Raw genomic sequence first — 17,357 nt, 5'->3', positions numbered from 1 at the left:
ACTGCGCGACCAGCCACGACGCGCCCGCAGCCGAAGTCCCGGGGCTTCGCCCCGGACCCCCGGGACGGTGCGTCGGCTGCGGGCCGGTGGGGGCCGGTCGCGCAGTTCCCCGCGCCCCTTCGGGGCGCGGCTCAGCCGCGCCCCGGCCGTTTCACCAGTTCGTCCGCCCAGTCGTTCAACGGCTGCGGCGTCCCGGCGAGGTCCAGGACGAAGAGCGGCACGCACAGGTCGTCGGCGCGGCACCGGGCGTCCGGCGCGTACCCGGCCAGGGAGAAGCAGACGGAGGCCGCGGAGTCCAGGAGGCCGTGCAGCCACAGGCATTCGACGTCGCGCAGTGTGGTGGGGAGGGTCGTCGGGTCGACCCGGGCGACGAGGCCGGTGGCGCGCAGGTCCACTCCCGCCACGGCGGGGGCCGGGCAGCTGCCGGGACGGCGCACGTCGGTGAAGCCGAGCCAGCGCAGGTACCGTTCGGCCGCCATGATCGCATCGCGTTCGGTGCGGATGGCGACGGGCCGGAAGGCGGGGCGCACCGCGGCCCGTTGCCCCGGCTGCCCGTGCGCGGGATCGTCCGGTGCGGTGGCTTCGCCCGCCGGCACGGGCAACCGCATCACGGTGCCGCACGAGCAGCCGAACTCCGGCCGCGGCCACTGGCCCTCGCGGTCGCAGGCGGTGCAGCGCACCGACACCCAGGAGTCCCGCCAGGTGCGCTGCCCGAGTAACTCCGGTGCCGCGTCCGGCAGGACGGGGAGGGTGAGGGGAGCGCCGCAGGCGCAGGGGAAGGTGGGAGGGGTGAAGGAGTGCTCCCGGTGGCACGTGGGGCAGTGCACCGGCACGCTCTTTGCCATCTTCGGCTCCAGCGGGGTATGGAGGGTGGGGTATGGGACCCCATCGTCCACGATGCGGAGCGCTCGGGGGAGCGATTCGGTAAGCCGTGGTTCCGCCGGAGGCGCGGTTCTTCGGGTGCGGGCCGGTTGTGGTTGCTCGCGCAGTTCCTCGCGCCCCTTATGGGGTGCTCTCGAACTCCTGTACCGCGTTGATGTTCTGGCCGTGCGGAGTGTCCGCCTCCCGCTCGATCATGATCTCGACGAGCACCGGACGGGACGTCGCCACCGCCTCCTTGCGGGCCCACTCGATCGCCGGGCGGACCTCGGCCGGGTCGGTCACGCGGCGGCCGGAACAGCCGTAGGCCTCCATGATCTTGACGTTGTCGGTGCCCGTCTCGTCGTAGTGGATGTCGACCTGGTAGTTCATCCCGTAGCCGGCGGAGGCCTGGCGGATCAGGCCGAGACAGGTGTTGTTGAGCATGATCAGGACGAGCGGCACGTCGTACTGCGCCGCCACGGCCAGCTCCTCCACCGTGTACTGGAAGCCGTAGTCGCCGACGATGCCGACGACCTCGGTGCCGCCGCGGCCCATGCCCTCCAGTGCCTTCTTGACGCCGATGGCGGCGGGCAGCTCCCAGCCGAGCGGCCCGGCCTGGCCGCACACCTGGTAGTGGCGGGGCAGATGGGCCTTCTGGTGCTGGCCGCCCCAGATCTGGTAGAGGCCGATGGCGGTGACGAAGTAGGTGTCCTCGCCGAAGACTTCGTTGATCTCCTTGTACACGCGGGGTGCCTTGACGGGGACGTCGTCGAAGTCCTCGCGGCGGGTGAGAGTCCGCTTGAGCTCGCGGCAGCGCGCCGTCCAGGCGGCCGTACGGGGCCGGGTGCCGCGGGCCCGGGCCGCGTCGAGCAGGGCGGCGAGGAAGAGCCGGGCGTCGGAGACGATGCCGAGGTCCGGCGCGATGACCCGGCCGAGCTGGGTCGGTTCGACGTCGACGTGCACGAACGTCCGGTCGCCCCGGTAGACGGCGGTGTCCGCCCCGGTGTGCCGGTCGCCGAAGCGGGCGCCCACGGCGAGGACGAAGTCGGCCTCCAGGAACGAGGCGTTGGCGTAGCGCTGCGAGGTCTGGATGCCGGTGGTGCCCAGGTGCAGCTCGTGGTCGTCCTCGATGACGCCCTTGCCCATCAGGGTCACCTGGAAGGGCACCCGGAGGTACTCGACCAGCGCCCGCAGTTCCGCCGCCGCGTCGGCCAGGATCACCCCGCCGCCCGCCAGGACCAGCGGCCGCTCGGCGGCGAGCAGCAGGTCCAACGCGGCCTCGACGCGCGGCGGATGCGGTAGGACGGGCGCGATGGGAAGCCGGGTGTCGAGGGCGGGGTCGTACACGATCTCGTGCTTCGCGACGTCGACCGGGATGTCGATGAGCACCGGACCCGGCCGCCCGGTGCGCGCGACCCGGAACGCCTCGCGGAAGATCCACGGGATCTGCGCCGCCTCCTTGACCTGCACGGCCCACTTGGTGACGGGCCGGGCGACGCCGACGATGTCGACGGCCTGGAAGGCTTCTTGGTGCAGTTTGGCGGAGACGGCCTGGCCGGTGATGCACACCATCGGGATCGAGTCGGCGAAGGCGGTGTAGAGGCCGGTGACGAGGTTTGTGCCGCCGGGGCCGGAGGTGGCGATGGCGACGCCGGGCCTGCCGTTGGTCCGGGCCCAGCCGTCGGCCATGTGCGCGGCGCCCTCCTCGTGGCGGACGATCAGGTGGTCGATGCCGCCGAGTTGCTGCATCGCCTGGTAGAGGGGGAGGACGGCGGCGCCGGGGCAGCCGAAGGCGATGTCGACGCCCTCGTCCTTGAGGATGTGCACGGCGGCGTGCATGGCGGGCATGGTGGGCACGTTCACTCCTGGGGGGACTCGGGTGAGATGCCGGAGAGCCGTTCCACCCCGCGCAGCAGTGCGGAATGGTCCAGGGCGCCGTCCCCCTGGGCGCGGAGTGCGGCGACCAGTTCCGCGACCACGCCGCCGACGGGGAGGGCGGCGCCGGCCTCGCGGGCGGCGGCGGTGACGATGCCCATGTCCTTGTGGTGCAGGTCGATCCGGAAGCCCGGGGCGTACGTGCGGTCGGTGAAGTTGCGCCGCTTGCGCGTCAGGACCGTCGAGCCGGCGAGTCCGCCCGCGAGGACGTCGAGGGCGGCGTCGAGGTCCACGCCGGATTTCCGGAGGAAGACGACGGCCTCGGCGCAGGCCTGGAGGTTCACGGCGACGATCAGCTGGTTGGCGGCCTTGACGGTCTGGCCGGAACCGGGGGCGCTGCCGCAGTGGACGACGGTGGTGCCGAGCGCCGCGAACAGCGGTGCGGCGGCGCGGAAGTCGGCCGCCGGGCCGCCGGCCATGACGGAGAGCGAGCCCTCGACGGCTCCGGCCTCCCCGCCGGAGACGGGGGCGTCGAGGAAGCGGACTCCCTTGGCGGCGCAGGCGGTTGCGAGGCGGGCGGCGGTGCCGGGGGAGACGGTGGACATGTCGATGAGGAGGGTGCCGGGGGCGGCGTGGGCCAGGATCTCCTCGGCGACGGCCGTGACGTCCGGGTCGGCCGGGAGCATGGTCACGACGACGTCCGCGCCGCGGACCGCGTCGGCGACGGAGGCGGCCGGGGTGCCGCCCGCGGCGGCGAGGCGGTCGAGCTTGTGCGGTTCGAGGGTGTACCCCGTGACCGGGTGGCCGGCCTTGAGGAGGTTCTCGGCCATGGGGGAGCCCATGATGCCGAGGCCTATCCAGGCGATGCGCATGGTGTTCCTTTCGTCGGTGTTGTGGTGCCCCGGTCCCGCCCTTTCGCCGTTTCCTGGGGGCTTCGCCCCCAGGCCCCCATTCCCCCCCCGGGCATACCGGGGTCCGGGGGCGCAGCCCCCGGTTGCGGGAAGGGGCGGGGCAGGGGAGAAAACATCAGCGCAGCCAGCCGAACGCGTCCGCACTCGGCCGGTCACCCGCCGTGTACTCCAGCCCGATCCATCCGCCGTACCCGGCGTCCCGCACCCGCTGCACCAACTCCCCCAGCGGGAGCGACCCCGTGCCCGGGGCGCCCCTCCCCGGTACGTCCGCGATCTGTACGTGTCCCGCGCTTCCCGCGTGGCGGTCGACGACCGCCACCGCGTCCGCACCACCCATCGCCACGTGGTAGAGGTCCAGCAGGACCTTCGTATTGCCCAGCCCCGTCAGGGCGTTCACCGCATCCGCCACTTCCGCAGCACGGTCCACCGTGGTCACCGGATACCGGGGTGACTCGGCCGCGTTCAGCGCCTCGACCAGGAGTGTCGCCCCGGCCCGGTCGGCGGCGCGTGCCGCGAAGGCCAGGTTCTCCAGGGCGAGTTCGTCCTGTCCGGTGGCGGATGCGACGCGATTCCCGTAGAGCGCGTTGAGCGCCCCGCACCCCACCGATTCCGCGAAGGCCGCGGCCACTTCGACGTTCGCACGGAACCGCTCCGACTCCGCACCCGGGAGCGACAGCGCACCCCGGTCCGGGCCGGGCAGCCGGCCCGCGTAGAAGTTCAGCCCCACGAGCTGCGTGCCGGCGTGCTTCAGCGCGCGGCGCAGGGCGGCGAGTTCCGACGGCTGCGGCACCGGCTCCTCCGGCCAGGGCCACCACAGCTCCACCGCGTCGAATCCGGCGGCGGCCGCCGCCGCAGGCCGCTCCAGCAGCGGGAGTTCGGTGAAGAGGATCGACAGATTCACATCGAAGCCGTGCACAGCTCTTGCGCTCCTTCCGTATAGTGGAAGTTGACTTCTGTAATACGAAAGGCTCCTCCCGGTCGTCCGACGCTGTCAAGGCCCGCCGCAACGCAGTAGGTTGACGGCGTGCGATTGCGAGCGGAGTTCACGACCGAGCCCTTCGACCTCGACGAGCCCCCGCCCCACGCGGTGGCCGCCCGCGAGGCCGTGCAGGGCGCCGGGCTCGACGCGGTGGACGTCGGCCCGTTCGGCAACACGGTCGAGGGCGGGGCCGATGCCGTGCTCGCCGCCCTCGGCGAGGTGCTGCGCACCTCGCTCACCGCCGGGGCCACCCGTGTGTCGTTGCAGGTCAACGTCCTCGGCGAAACAGGGGGACAGGAACCGTGACCGGTGAACACCCCTTCCGCACCGCGGTCGAGCCGCTCGTGGACGCCCTGGGCGGGCAGCTGCTGGAGCCGGAGGCGGCCGGCGCCGACGACGTGGTGCTCTCCTGGGAGGGCAGCCCGGTCGTCGCCGTGCGCCTCCCGCACCTCGCGGACTCGCTCGACCGCATCCTGTCCGACCTGGAGCGCCGCCACGGCATGCCCCTGGCACAACTCGGCCGCAAGGAGAAGCAGTCGGTCGTCCGCAACCTGGAGGCGCGCGGCGCCTTCACTCTGCGGCACGGCGTCGAGACGGTGGCCGCCGCGCTCGGCGTGAGCCGCTTCACCGTTTACAACTATCTGAACAGGGAGTAGGCAAAGCCCGTCCCAGGTATTTCAACAAACTGTTGACGCGCTGATCGTCCGGGCGTTAGCTGTGCGCAGCGAATCGCGCCACGGAGGTTGCCGTGACACCGAGTTCGACACCGTCCACGCTCGGCCGCTTCAACGCGGCCGACGACGCCACCGCCCTCGCCGCCCTGCACACCGTCTGCGCAAGTGACGCGTGGGGCAAGGAAATTCTCGCGGGGCGCCCCTATCCCGATGCCGAGGCCCTGTTCGTGGCGAGCGACACGGCCGTCGCCCGCCTCGGCACCGCCGGCCTCGCCGAGGCACTCGCCGGGCATCCGCCCATCGGCCGGCCGAAGCCGGGCGACCCGGACTCCTCCCGCGAACAGCGCGGCATGGCGGGCGCCCCGGCCGGGCTCCGCGCCGAGATGCTCGCTCTGAACCTCGCCTACCAGGAGAAGTTCGGGCACGTCTTCCTGATCTGCGCCACCGGCCGCAGCGCCGAGGAGATGCGGGACGCCGTCCGTCACAGGATCGACAACCCGCCGCAACACGAGCGCGAGATCGTGCGGGAGGAACTCGCGAAGATCAATCGCCTGCGGCTCGCCCGCCTGGCCGGCCCGGAAGGAGCGACCGTCTCCACACACATCCTGGACACCGCCGCCGGCCGCCCGGCCGCGGGCGTCGCGGTCGCCCTCTCGGTGCGCGACGGCCGCGACACCGACTGGCAGCTCCTCGGCACGTCGGCGACCGACCCCGACGGGCGCTGCAAGGACCTCCCCGCCCTCCCTGCAGCCGCGGCCCACGCACGCCTGGTCTTCGCGACGGAGCCCTGCGGCGCCGGCTTCTTCCCCGAAGTGGCCGTCGCCTTCGCCGTCGCCCCCGGCGAGCACTACCACGTCCCGCTGCTGCTCAGCCCGTTCGGCTTTTCCGTCTACCGAGGGAGCTAGCCCATGCCTGCGATGCTCGGCCAGAACCAGTACGGCAAGGCGGAGAGCCGCGTCGTGCGGATCACCCGTGACGGGCCCGTCCACCACATCAAGGACCTCAACGTCTCGATCGCGCTCTCCGGCGACCTGACCGCGACCCACCTCACCGGATCCAACACCGACGTCCTGACCACCGACGCCACCAAGAACACCGTCTTCGCCTTCGCCAAGGAACACGGCATCGCCTCCGCCGAGCAGTTCGGCATGCGCCTCGCCCGGCACTTCGTCACCAGCCAGGACCCGATCACCACCGCCCGGATCCGCATCGAGGAGTACGCGTGGGAGCGGATCGCGCCCTCCGACGCCCGCGAGGCGCGGCACTCCTTCGTGCGGGTGAACCGCGAGACGCGCACCGCGCAGATCACCTATGACGGCGAGCGGTGGCAGATCATCTCCGGGCTCAGCGGCCTCACCGTCCTCAACTCCACCGACTCCGAGTTCCACGGTTATGTGAAGGACCGCTACACCACGCTCAAGGAGACCCGCGACCGGATCCTCGCCACCGAGGTCAACGCCCGCTGGCGGCACGGCGCGACGGACGACGCCGGGGTCGCTGCCGCGGACTGGGACGACTCCTACGCGCGGACGCGCGATCACCTGCTGCACGCGTTCGCCGAGACGTACTCGCTCTCGCTGCAGCAGACCCTCTATGCGATGGGTGCGCGGGTCGTCGACCGGCGCCCCGAGATCGACGAGATCCGGCTCTCCCTTCCCAACAAGCATCACTTCCTCGTGGACTTGGAGCCATTCGGGTTCAAGAACGACAATGAGGTGTACTTCGTGGCGGATCGCCCTTACGGGCTCATTGAGGCCACCGTTTTGCGGGAGGGGGCCGAAAGCGTCGTGTGAAGGTGCGGGCCGGTTGTGGCTGGTCGCGCCCACGCGGCGGAGCCGCAAATCGAAACAGCCCCGCGCCCCTTACGGGGCGCCTCACTTGAGGGATCACCATGGACCGCATCGTCATCGAGAACTGCGCCGTCGCGACCGTGGACGCCCACGACACCGAGTACGCCTCGGGGCACGTCGTCGTCGCGGGCAACCGGATCGAGTCCGTCGGCCCCGGGGCCGCGCCCGGCGGGCTCGCCGGAGTCGTCCGGCGCGTCGACGGCACCGGGCACCTGGTCACGCCCGGCCTGGTCAACACCCATCACCACTTCTACCAGTGGCTCACGCGCGGCCTCGCCCAGGACGCCATCCTCTTCGACTGGCTCGTCGCCCTCTACCCCGTCTGGGCCCGCATCGACGAGGAGATGCTCTACGCGGCGGCGCGCGGCTCCCTGGCCATGATGGTCCGCGGCGGTGTCACCCTGGCCATGGACCACCACTACGTCTTCCCCCGCGGCGCCGGTGACCTGCTCGGCGCCGAGATCCGCGCGGCCCGCGAACTGGGCGTGCGCTTCAGCCCGACCCGCGGCTCGATGGACCGCGGGCAGTCACAGGGCGGGCTGCCCCCGGACTTCGCCGTCGAGACCACCGAGGCCGCGCTGGCCGCCACCGAGGAGGCGATCGACACCCATCACGACCCGTCCCCCGACTCCATGCTGCGCATCGGGGTCGCGCCCTGCTCGCCGTTCTCCGTCTCGACCGAACTCCTGCGGGAGGCGGCCGTGCTCGGCCGCCGCAAGGGGGTCCGGCTGCACACCCACGGCTCGGAGTCGGTGGAGGAGGAGCAGTTCTGCAAGGAACTGTTCGGCATGGGACCGACCGAGTATCTGGAATCGACCGGTTGGCTCGGTGAGGACGTATGGATGGCCCACTGCGTCCACATGAACGTCGCCGACATCGCGGCCTTCGCCCGCACCGGCACGGGCGTGGCGCACTGCCCGTCCTCCAACGCCCGCCTCGCGGCCGGGACCGCGCCCGTCCCCGCCCTGCTCGCCGCCGGCATCCCGGTCGGGCTCGGTGTGGACGGCACGGCCTCCAACGAGTCCGGGGAACTGCACACCGAACTGCGCAACACCCTGCTCGTCAACCGACTGGCGGGTGGATCAGGTGCTATGACGGTGCGTCAGGCACTGCGGATGGGCACGTACGGCGGCGCCCGGGTGCTGGGCCGGGCGGCGGAGACCGGGTCGCTGGAGGCGGGCAAGCTCGCGGACCTGGTGCTGTGGAAGCTGGACGGGCTCGGCCACTCCACCATCGCCGACCCCGTCGCCGCGCTGGTGCTGGGCGCCCCCGCGCCCGTCACCCTCTCCCTCGTCAACGGCCGGGCGGTCGTGGAGAACGGCCGGCTGACCACCGCCGACGAGGACGACATCGCCCGCGAGGCCGGCGTCCAGGCGCGGCGCCTTGCGCGGATCGCCGCCGGCTGAGCCCCGCGCCCCTGACGGGGCGCCCCCCCCACTCGACAGGAGGAACTGCCGTGGCCGCTGTGCCCAGTGGCGTCCACCCCGTGGACCGGCTGCCGGGGCCCGGCAGACTGCTCGCCGGTGGCCTGCAGCACGTCGCCGCCAGCTATGCAGGGGTGGTGGCGCCGCCCCTGGTCATCGGCGCCGCCGTCGGGCTCCGCCCGGACCGGCTCACGTTCCTGGTGGGCGCGAGCCTGTTCACGGCCGGGCTGGCCACGCTGCTCCAGACGATCGGCTTCTGGAAGGTCGGGGCGAGGCTCCCGTTCGTGAACGGCGTCTCGTTCGCCGGTGTCGCACCGATGCTGGCGATCGCCGACGGCCAGGCGGACCGGAGCAACGCGCTGCCCGTCATCTACGGGGGCGTCATCGTGGCGGGCGTGCTGGGCTTCGTGCTGGCCCCGTACTTCTGCAGACTCGTCCGCTTCTTCCCTCCGGTCGTCAGCGGGTCCGTCATCACGCTGATCGGCATGTCGCTCCTTCCGGTCGCCTTCGAATGGATCCAGAACGGCCATCCCGAGCGTCCCGCCTCGATGACCGATCTCGCCCTGGCGGGAACGACGTTGGTGATCGCGCTGGCACTGCGGCGGCTGCTGCGGGGTTTCCTGCAGCAGATCGCGATCCTGCTGGGCCTGGTGGCCGGAACACTGATCGCCGTACCGGTCGGTGCCGTCGACACGACGGCCGTGCGGGAAGCCGCGGTGGTGGGCTTCCCCACCCCCTTCCACTTCGGGCACCCGCAGTTCACGATGCCGGCGATCGTCTCGATGTGCGTGCTGATGCTGGTGTCCATGACGGAGAGCACGGCCGACATGCTCGCCCTCGGCGAGGTCGTCGAACGCCCGGCGGACGAGAAGGTGATCGCGGCCGGCCTGCGGGCGGACACCCTCGGCACGGCGCTGAGCCCCTTCTTCAACGGCTTTGCGAACAGCGCGTTCGCGCAGAACATCGGCCTCGTCGCCATCACCCGCGTACGCAGCCGGTTCACCGTCGCCGCGTGCGGGGTCCTCTTCGTCCTCCTCGGACTGAGCCCGGTCGCCGCGTCGCTGATCGCGGTGGTGCCGCGGCCGGTGCTGGGCGGCGCGGCCATCGTGCTGTTCGGCTCGGTGGCGGCGAGCGGGGTGGGGGTGCTGGCGCGGGCCGGACTCGAGAAGGGGGAGGGCCTGCTGGTGGCGGCGGTGTCGCTGGGGGTGGGCATGATTCCGGTGGTGTCGCGGGACTTCTACGGTGCCGCGGCGATTCCCGCGACCCTGAAGACCGTCCTGGATTCGGGCGTGAGCGCGGGGTGCCTCACGGCGGTGGTGCTGAACGCGGTGCTCAACCGGCATACGGATCGTCGCCCTTGACGCGGTCGGCGGAGGGCCCGGCGGGGCAGGCCCCGGCCTCGATTCCGAGGTGCCGGAGGCGGACCTGCTGCCCGGCCTGGGCGCCCCGGCGTTCACGCTGACCGCCGGGCACCCCCGGTGCGTGGACGGCGCCTTCGACTGGCACCCCTCCGAGGCGGAGGCCGCTTGCCGCTCGGTGTGCGGGTTTTCGGAGGTGGCGGGTGCATGCGGGGCACTGACGGTCGTTTGTGGTTGATCGCGCAGTTCCCCGCGCCTGCCCCTTACGGGGCGCGGCAGCACCATAATCTGGGGCAAATCTGCGCAAAATGAGCACCGTGACCCACCCACCCGAAGGCCACAAGCCCCGTTTCGCCTTCCCCAGTGCCCTCACCGTGCTCGCCGTCGTCACCGTCGCCGTCTGGGCGTTGGCCTTCGTCGTCCCCTCCGGCACCTACCGGCGCAACCCCGCGGGTCATCCGGTCCAGGGCAGTTACCACCACGAGGCCGCCCCCGGCGGCTTCCTCCACCGCCTCGGCGACCTCTTCCTCGCCCCCGTCAACGGGCTCTACGGAGTACGGGACCCGGTCACCGGCCGGATCGCGCCCGACGCCACCGGCACGCTCTACGGCAGCGCGGGCGTCTTCCTCTTCGTCCTCGCGATCGGCGCGTTCATCACCGTCGTCTTCGCCACCGGGGCCCTGGACCGCGGCATCGAGCGGCTCGCCCACCGGCTGCGCCACCGCGGGGCGCTGCTGATCGCCGGGATCATGACCGTCTTCTCCCTCCTCGGCACCGTCGAGGGCTTCGCCGAGGAGACGCTGGGCTTCTACGGGCTGGTCGTGCCCCTGATGCTCGCGCTCGGCTACGACCGCATGGTCGCGACCGGCACGATCATCCTCGGGGCGGGCGTCGGCGTGCTCGCCTCCACCGTCAACCCCTTCGCCACGGGCGTCGCCTCCTCGGCCGCCGGGATCTCGCTCGGCGACGGCATCGGGCTGCGCTTCGCGATGTGGCTCGTCCTGACGGGCGTCACCATCGGCTACGTCATCCGCTACGCGCACCGGGTACGGGCCGACCCGGGCCGCTCGCTGGTCGGCTTCCTGCCCGGCGACCGGGAGTTGGCCGCCGAGGCGATGGAGCCGCCGGAGCTGACGGGGCTGCAGAAGGCCGTGCTTGTGACGGTCGCCCTGGTCTTCGCCTTCATGATCTTCTCGGTGATCCCCTGGTCCACGGCCCTCACCGGCAAGGCCGAGGCCGCCCCCTACGGCTGGGAACTCGACTGGTCCTTCGCGCAGTTGGCGGCGCTGTTCATCGTTGCGGCCTTGCTCGTCGGGCTCGTCGCCCGCCTCGGCGAGCAGCGGCTGAGCGCCGCGGTCGTCCAGGGCGCGGCCGACTTCATCGCACCGGCCCTGGTGATCGTCCTGGCGCGCGGCGTCACCGTCATCATGACCAACGCCAAGATCATCGACACGGTGCTGCACTCCATGGAGGGCATCGTCTCGGGCACCCCCGCCGTGGCCTTCGGCATCCTGATCTACCTGGTGAACCTGCCGCTGGCCTTCCTCATCCCCTCCACCTCCGGCCACGCCACGCTGGCGATGCCGATTCTCGCTCCGCTCGCGGAGTTCGTCGGCGTGGCGCGGCCGGTGGTGGTGACGGCTTGGCAGTCGGCCAGTGGGTGGATGAACCTGTGGGTACCGACCACTGCCGTGGTGGTGGGCGGGGTGTCCCTGGCCAAGGTGGGCTACGACCGATATCTGCGGTTCATTTGGCCGCTGTTGCTCATTCTGGCTGTGCTCATCTGCGGGTTCGTCGCGCTGGGCGCGGTCGTGAGCTAGGCGGTTTCGTTTGGATCAGTTGGTCGCCGGTCCGTCGCCCTTTCCGCCCTTTCCCGGTGAAAGGGCGGAAAGGGCGGAAGGCCGAGGTGAACCTACGGCGTGCGCAAGGCCCTGCTCGTCCACGCGGCGCGCAGCGCCTTCTTGTCCACCTTGCCCACCTTGGTTGTCGGCAGCCGATCCATCAGCACCGTCTCCCGTGGCGTGTACAGCTCGCCCAACTCGGCGGTCACCGCCGCGCCGACCGCCTCCGGGTCGACGTCAGCGCCCTCGGCCGTGGCCAGGAAGATCTGCACGGCCTCCCCGTACTCCTCGTCCGGCATTCCCACCGCCGCCGCATTGCGCACACCGGGCAGCGTGAGGAGGAAGTCCTCCAGCACCCTCGAGTACACGTTGTCGCTGGTGCTGCCGGTGACGATGATGTCCTTGGCCCGGTCGACGAGGTAGAGGTACCCCTCGGCGTCGAGGTACCCCAGGTCCCCGGTGCGCAGCCAGCCGTCGTGCAGTGCCGCCGCGGTGCGCTCCGGGTCCTCGAAGTAGCCCAGCATCACCGTCTCGCCGCGGACGCACACCTCGCCGACCTGCCCGACGGGCAGTGCCGCTGTGCTCTCTTCACCACGGATCTCGATCTCGGCATCCCTTATGGCGCGACCGCAGCTGCGCCAGAGCTCGGGGCGCCGGGCTGCCTCCGAGGCGAGTTCCTCTGCACCGAAGGCGCTGATTCCGAGCGCCTCCGACTGCCCGTAGCCCTGGCTGAGCACGGGCCCGAACACCTCGACCGTCTGCTGCAGCCGGCTGGGCGACGTGGCCGCGCCGCCGACGACGATCCCCCGCAGCGCGGGCAGGGCGCCCGGCTTGCACTCCGGGTGGTCGAGCACCGCGTAGAGCATGGGCGGTACGAACATCGTCGCGGTGATGCGCTCCTCGCGCAGCACCGCCAACGCCGCGCCCGCTTCGAATTCGGGCAGCACGACGAGGGTGGACCCCGTCACCAGAGCCTGGAGCGAGGTGAGGTGACCGCTGCCGTGCGTGAGCAGCGTGGCGACGAGCACCCTGTCCGTGCCCTCGTCCATGGTCGGGAAGAGCGTGGAGCCGGAGTCCTGCCGGGCGTCATCCACCAGGTCCAGCAGCATGTTGTAGAGCCGGTGGCTGTGCGCGGCCAGCTTGGGCCGGCCCAGGGTGCCGCCGGTGTAGAGGACGGTGACGGCCTCGTCCGCTCCCGGAGCGGGCACGCCCTCCGGGCGCACGTCCGGGCACTCGGCGGCCAGGGCCAGCAGGTCCGTGCACTGCTGCTCACAGGGCCCGAGGCTGAGCAATACGGGGGCGTGGATGCTGCGGCCGGCCGCGTCGGCGGCCCGTTGCGCGAAGGTCGGGTCGGTGACCACGACGCGCGCCCGGGACTGCTCGACCAGCGCGGCGAGTTCGCCGGGCCCTGGCTCGGGCGGCAGGAACACGACGCGACAGCCGATGAGATGGACGGCGAGTTGCACGAGCACGGAGTCCACGCGGTTGGCCAAAAACAGCCCCACTCCGTCGCCGGGCGCAAGCCCCTGCCGGCGCAGCGCATGACCCAGCCTGAACAGCTGCCGCCGAGCCTCCCGCCTGGTCAGTCGCTGCGCCCCCTGGACGAGCGCCTCGGCGTCCTCGTCCCGGTTCCAATGCTCCAGAATGCGGTCGATGTATATCCGCGGCCCGGATGTTTCCTGTGCATTAACGATCACCAACACATCCAAACATGCCGTTTGGAGGCAGTGGCAGCACGGGGTCATCTGCGAGGCGACCTTTGAGACATGAACGGCGCCTCGCCGAGGGACACTATGCCCCGCGCGACAGCACGGCCCAGGTGTACGGGGCGCGGCCCCTTACTCCAGCAGCTCGTACGCCGGCAGCGTCAGGAACTCCGCGTAGTCCTCGTCCAACGCCACCTTCAGCAGCAGGTCGTGGGCCTCCTGCCAGCGGCCCGGCTCGTGGATCGCCGTCAGTTCCGCCGCGGCGAGGCGGCGGACCAGCTCCGCGGTGACCTTCTCGCCCGTGTCCAGTACGACCCCGGCATCGACCCACTGCCAGATCTGGGAGCGCGAGATCTCCGCCGTGGCCGCGTCCTCCATGAGGTGGAAGATGGCGACGGCACCGTGGCCGCGCAGCCAGGACTCGATGTAACGGATGCCGACCTGGACGGCGTTGAGCAGGCCGGCGTGCGTCGGCCGGGCCTCCAGCGAGTCCACGGCGATGAGCTGATCCGCCGTCACACGGACGTCCTCGCGCAGCCGGTCCTTCTGGTGCGGGCGGTCGCCGAGGACGGCGTCGAAGCAGGCGCGGGCCACCGGGACGAGGTCGGGGTGGGCGACCCAGGAGCCGTCGAAGCCGTCGGCCGCCTCCCGGTCCTTGTCGGCCCTGACCTTCTCCAGGGCGACCTCGTTGACCTCGGGGTCCTTGCGCGAGGGGATGAAGGCCGCCATGCCGCCGACGGCGTGCGCGCCGCGCTTGTGGCAGGTGCGGACGAGGAGTTCGGTGTACGCGCGCATGAAGGGCGCGGTCATGGTGACGGCGTTGCGGTCCGGCAGGACGAACCTCTCCCCGCCGTCGCGGAAGTTCTTCACGATCGAGAAGAGGTAGTCCCAGCGGCCCGCGTTGAGGCCCGAGGCGTGGTCGCGCAGCTCGTGGAGGATCTCCTCCATCTCGTAGGCCGCGGTGATCGTCTCGATGAGGACGGTCGCGCGGACCGTGCCGCGCGGCAGTCCCGTCCAGTCCTGGGCGAAGACGAACACGTCGTTCCACAGGCGGGCTTCGAGGTGTGACTCGGTCTTGGGGAGATAGAAGTAGGGGCCCTTGCCCAGCTCCAGCAGGCGCCGGGCGTTGTGGAAGAAGTAGAGGCCGAAGTCGACGAGGGCGCCGGGCACGGGCCGGCCGTCGACGGTCAGGTGGCGCTCGTCCAGGTGCCAGCCGCGCGGGCGCATCACGACGGTGGCGAGCTCCTCGGCGGGCCGGAGGGCGTAGGACCTGCCCTCGGGCGTGGTGAAGTCGATGCGGCGCTCGTAGGCGTCGATCAGGTTGAGCTGGCCCAGGACCACGTTCCGCCAGGTGGGGGCGGAGGCGTCCTCGAAGTCGGCGAGCCACACGCGGGCACCGGAGTTGAGGGCGTTGACGGTCATCCTGCGGTCGTCGGCCGGCCCGGTGATCTCCACGCGCCGGTCCTCCAGGGCGGCGGGTGCCGGGGCCACGCGCCAGGTGGGGTCCTCGCGGATGCGGGCGGTCCCGGGGAGGAAGTCCAGCCGTCCGGTGCGGGCGATCTCCGCGCGGCGCGCGGCCCGTCGGCCGAGCAACTCGTCGCGGCGCCCGGTGAAGCGGCGGTGCAGGGCGGCGACGAAGGTGAGCGCCGCATCGGTCAGCACCTCCTCCTGGCGCTCCACGGGCGGCCCTTGGACGACGGCCGGTGCGGAGGGTGTTGCTGCGGACATGGCGGTCAACTCCTTCAACTGGCGGGAGACAGCGGGAGGTTCCCCGGATGGCACGCGGTGCCGCGCCGATCTTTGGACAGTAGTTTCCTCATGGTGGAAGTTCAATGCCGCCTGCCGTGAGCCGCGCCAGATCCTCGGGGGTGTCGAGGTCGTCCGGCGCCGCCACGTCCCCGCACTCGACCAGCACGACGTCCGCGGCATGCGCCCGCAGATACGCCCGTGCCCCCTGGTCGCCGCGGGCCGCAGCCGCCACGCCCGCCCAGTGCTCCCGCGCGAACAGCACCGGGTGCCCCCGCTCGCCCCCGTAGGCCGCCGCCACCAGGCCCGCCCCGGCGCGATGTGCTGCCAGCACCCGCGCCACCGCCTCCGGGCCGATGCCGGGCTGGTCCACCAGCATCACCAGGACGGCGCCGGTGCCCGGCACGGCGGCGAGCGACTCCAGGCCCGCCCGCAGCGACGAGCCCATGCCCGCCGCCCAGCCGGGGTGCTCCACGAGGACCGTCCTCGGCGCGAGCGGGCGGATCCGCTCGCGCACCTCCGCGGCCCCCGCGCCCAGTACGGCGTGCACCGGGGAACAGCCGCCCGCGCGCAGCACCTCCAGGGCGTGCCCGGCCAGCAGACCGCCTCGGTACCTCAGTAGGGCTTTGGGCCGGCCGCCCAGGCGCCGTCCGCCGCCGGCCGCCAGCAGCAGACCGGCGACCGAAGGCCCGTGCGCAGGAAGGTTCTTGGAGTTGCTCATGGTTCCTGCATACCCCATGGCCGGGCGCCTGTGCGCCGGACGCCAGTTCGTCACCCGCACGGGAACACGCGGCCTGAATTTCGCTGTGCGTGTGGCGCGTCGCACGGAAAGTGGCGTTAACTGATCCGCGCGGACGGGCCGTGGGAGGGGGAGAGTCGTGACGGAAGGCGCCGTAGTGGTGGAAGAGGAGCGAACGGGCCGTTCCGGCCGTAATGCGGACCCCCGAGCGGCCGTGCTGTGCGCCGCCGTCTCCCGGCTGCGCAAGGCCCTTGCCGGGCACCCCGCCGCCTTACCCGACCGCGAGGCCGCCGACGACGAGCTGGCCGCGCTGGACTCGATGGCGCGTGCCGACGAGCCGGACGTGTCCCGGTTGCGGAGTGCGCTGCTGCTGGTGGCCGGTGCGGTCGGGTCGGTGAGCGCGCTCGCCGGTGCGCTCGGTGAGGTGCGGGCTGCGGTTGACGCCTTCGGCGATGACGAAGAGTCCGTGGTGCCCCGGCCTCGCGAGGAGGCCTAGCGCCCCGCAGGGGCGCGGGGCTGTAACTGCGGGTGTGTCGTGGCTGGTCGCGCCCACGCGGCGGAGCCGCACAATGTCACAGCCTCGCGCCCCTACGGGGCGCACAGTTCCGCCGACAACTCTGCCGCCGCCTGCATCAGCAACGGCACTATCTTCTCCGTCGCCGCATCCGTCACCCGGCCCGCCGGGCCCGAGACGGAGACGGCCGCCGCCGTCGGGGAGTCCGGCACCGGTACCGCCAGGCAACGGACCCCGATCTCCTGCTCGTTGTCGTCCACCGCGAAACCCGTCTCGCGCACCAGCGCCAGGGCCGTCAGGAAGGCCTCGGGCGTGGTGATCGTCTTGTCGGTCGCGGCCGGCATCCCCGTGCGCTTCAGCAGGGCACGCACCTCGTCGTCCGAACACTGCGCGAGCAGCGCCTTGCCGACCCCCGTGGTGTGCGGCAGCACCCGCCGGCCGACCTCGGTGAACATCCGCACCGAGTGCCGCGAGGGCACCTGGGCGACGTAGACGACCTCGTCCCCGTCCAGCAGCGCCATGTTGGCCGTCTCGCCCGTCTCCTCGACCAGCCGCGCGAGGTGCGGGCGGGCCCAGGTGCCGAGCAGCCGGGAGGAGCTCTCGCCGAGGCGGATCAGCCGCGGGCCCAGCGCGTAGCGGCGGTTGGGCTGCTGGCGCACGTAGCCGCAGGCGACGAGGGTGCGCATCAGGCGGTGGATGGTGGGCAGCGGAAGCCCGCTGCTCGTGGAGAGTTCGCTCAGCCCGACTTCGCCGCCCGCGTCGGCCATCCGCTCCAGCAGGTCGAAGGCGCGCTCCAGCGACTGGACGCCGCCGGTCGGCGAGGCGGTTCGGGGCTCGGCGGGCGAGGGCACGGTGCGGTCCTTCCGTGACGATGAGTGG

Annotated in this window: 16 protein-coding genes; 8 read left to right on the top strand and 8 right to left on the bottom strand. The window is 72.0% G+C overall.

The genetic code is table 11. The annotated features are described in order from the left end of the window. Positions 1-131: 131 nt before the first annotated feature. The 4 genes from ACWD4B_RS01715 to ACWD4B_RS01700 form a co-directional block, all read right to left on the bottom strand. Positions 132-845, bottom strand: coding sequence for a hypothetical protein (locus ACWD4B_RS01715; RefSeq protein WP_451418869.1), 714 nt, complete (start codon positions 843-845; stop codon positions 132-134). 157 nt (positions 846-1,002) lie between these two features. Beyond that, positions 1,003-2,709 carry a glyoxylate carboligase gene (gcl, locus tag ACWD4B_RS01710; RefSeq protein ID WP_451418878.1) on the bottom strand — a complete coding sequence of 569 codons (1,707 nt, stop codon included), beginning with the start codon at positions 2,707-2,709 and terminating at the stop codon, positions 1,003-1,005. 11 nt (positions 2,710-2,720) lie between these two features. Then, complete coding sequence (locus ACWD4B_RS01705) at positions 2,721-3,680, bottom strand: 2-hydroxy-3-oxopropionate reductase (RefSeq protein ID WP_451418877.1); 960 nt, start codon at positions 3,678-3,680, stop codon at positions 2,721-2,723. An 82-nt stretch (positions 3,681-3,762) separates the two neighbouring features. Beyond that, a complete protein-coding gene (locus tag ACWD4B_RS01700; protein WP_451418868.1) occupies positions 3,763-4,563 on the bottom strand; it encodes a TIM barrel protein in 801 nt (266 codons plus the stop codon). Between the two features lie 108 nt (positions 4,564-4,671). Between ACWD4B_RS01700 and ACWD4B_RS01695 the strand changes: the two genes are divergently transcribed. From ACWD4B_RS01695 to ACWD4B_RS01665, 7 genes are all read left to right on the top strand, one after another. Further along, entirely contained in the window at positions 4,672-4,932 is a 261-nt protein-coding gene (locus ACWD4B_RS01695; protein WP_451418867.1) for a hypothetical protein, read from the top strand. Further along, positions 4,929-5,282, top strand: a complete 354-nt coding sequence (locus ACWD4B_RS01690; protein WP_336414889.1) for a helix-turn-helix domain-containing protein — start codon at positions 4,929-4,931, stop codon at positions 5,280-5,282. The genes ACWD4B_RS01695 and ACWD4B_RS01690 overlap by 4 nt, the downstream gene beginning before the upstream one ends. A gap of 92 nt (positions 5,283-5,374) precedes the next feature. Beyond that, a complete protein-coding gene (gene uraD, locus ACWD4B_RS01685; protein WP_451418866.1) occupies positions 5,375-6,205 on the top strand; it encodes a 2-oxo-4-hydroxy-4-carboxy-5-ureidoimidazoline decarboxylase in 831 nt (276 codons plus the stop codon). 3 nt (positions 6,206-6,208) lie between these two features. Continuing rightward, complete coding sequence (gene pucL, locus ACWD4B_RS01680; protein ID WP_451418865.1) at positions 6,209-7,093, top strand: factor-independent urate hydroxylase; 885 nt, start codon at positions 6,209-6,211, stop codon at positions 7,091-7,093. A gap of 98 nt (positions 7,094-7,191) precedes the next feature. Beyond that, positions 7,192-8,556, top strand: coding sequence for an 8-oxoguanine deaminase (locus ACWD4B_RS01675; protein ID WP_451418864.1), 1,365 nt, complete (start codon positions 7,192-7,194; stop codon positions 8,554-8,556). Positions 8,557-8,606: 50 nt separating this feature from the next. Further along, positions 8,607-9,935 (top strand): nucleobase:cation symporter-2 family protein, encoded by a 1,329-nt coding sequence (locus ACWD4B_RS01670; protein WP_451418863.1) that lies wholly within the window; start codon positions 8,607-8,609, stop codon positions 9,933-9,935. Between the two features lie 314 nt (positions 9,936-10,249). Beyond that, positions 10,250-11,752, top strand: coding sequence for a YfcC family protein (locus ACWD4B_RS01665; RefSeq protein WP_451418862.1), 1,503 nt, complete (start codon positions 10,250-10,252; stop codon positions 11,750-11,752). Between the two features lie 92 nt (positions 11,753-11,844). On the opposite strand, the gene ACWD4B_RS01660 is transcribed toward ACWD4B_RS01665, so the two are convergent. The 3 genes from ACWD4B_RS01660 to ACWD4B_RS01650 all read right to left on the bottom strand — a co-directional run bounded on the left by ACWD4B_RS01660 (position 11,845) and on the right by ACWD4B_RS01650 (position 15,946). Then, the gene (locus tag ACWD4B_RS01660) at positions 11,845-13,470 is read right to left on the bottom strand and encodes a class I adenylate-forming enzyme family protein (protein WP_451418861.1); all 1,626 of its coding nucleotides are present in this window, start codon (positions 13,468-13,470) and stop codon (positions 11,845-11,847) included. A 141-nt stretch (positions 13,471-13,611) separates the two neighbouring features. Beyond that, complete coding sequence (gene aceB, locus ACWD4B_RS01655) at positions 13,612-15,207, bottom strand: malate synthase A (RefSeq protein WP_451418860.1); 1,596 nt, start codon at positions 15,205-15,207, stop codon at positions 13,612-13,614. A gap of 88 nt (positions 15,208-15,295) precedes the next feature. After that, on the bottom strand, positions 15,296-15,946 hold the full coding sequence (locus ACWD4B_RS01650) for a nucleotidyltransferase family protein (protein WP_451418859.1): 651 nt from the start codon (positions 15,944-15,946) through the stop codon (positions 15,296-15,298). Between the two features lie 178 nt (positions 15,947-16,124). Between ACWD4B_RS01650 and ACWD4B_RS01645 the strand changes: the two genes are divergently transcribed. Next, on the top strand, positions 16,125-16,460 hold the full coding sequence (locus tag ACWD4B_RS01645) for a DUF5955 family protein (RefSeq protein ID WP_451418858.1): 336 nt from the start codon (positions 16,125-16,127) through the stop codon (positions 16,458-16,460). Between the two features lie 92 nt (positions 16,461-16,552). On the opposite strand, the gene ACWD4B_RS01640 is transcribed toward ACWD4B_RS01645, so the two are convergent. Next, positions 16,553-17,329, bottom strand: coding sequence for an IclR family transcriptional regulator (locus ACWD4B_RS01640; protein WP_451418857.1), 777 nt, complete (start codon positions 17,327-17,329; stop codon positions 16,553-16,555). Positions 17,330-17,357 lie beyond the last annotated feature (28 nt).

The organism is Streptomyces sp. NPDC002536 (genome assembly GCF_053594995.1).
This window is presented reverse-complemented; position numbering and strand designations above follow the sequence as displayed.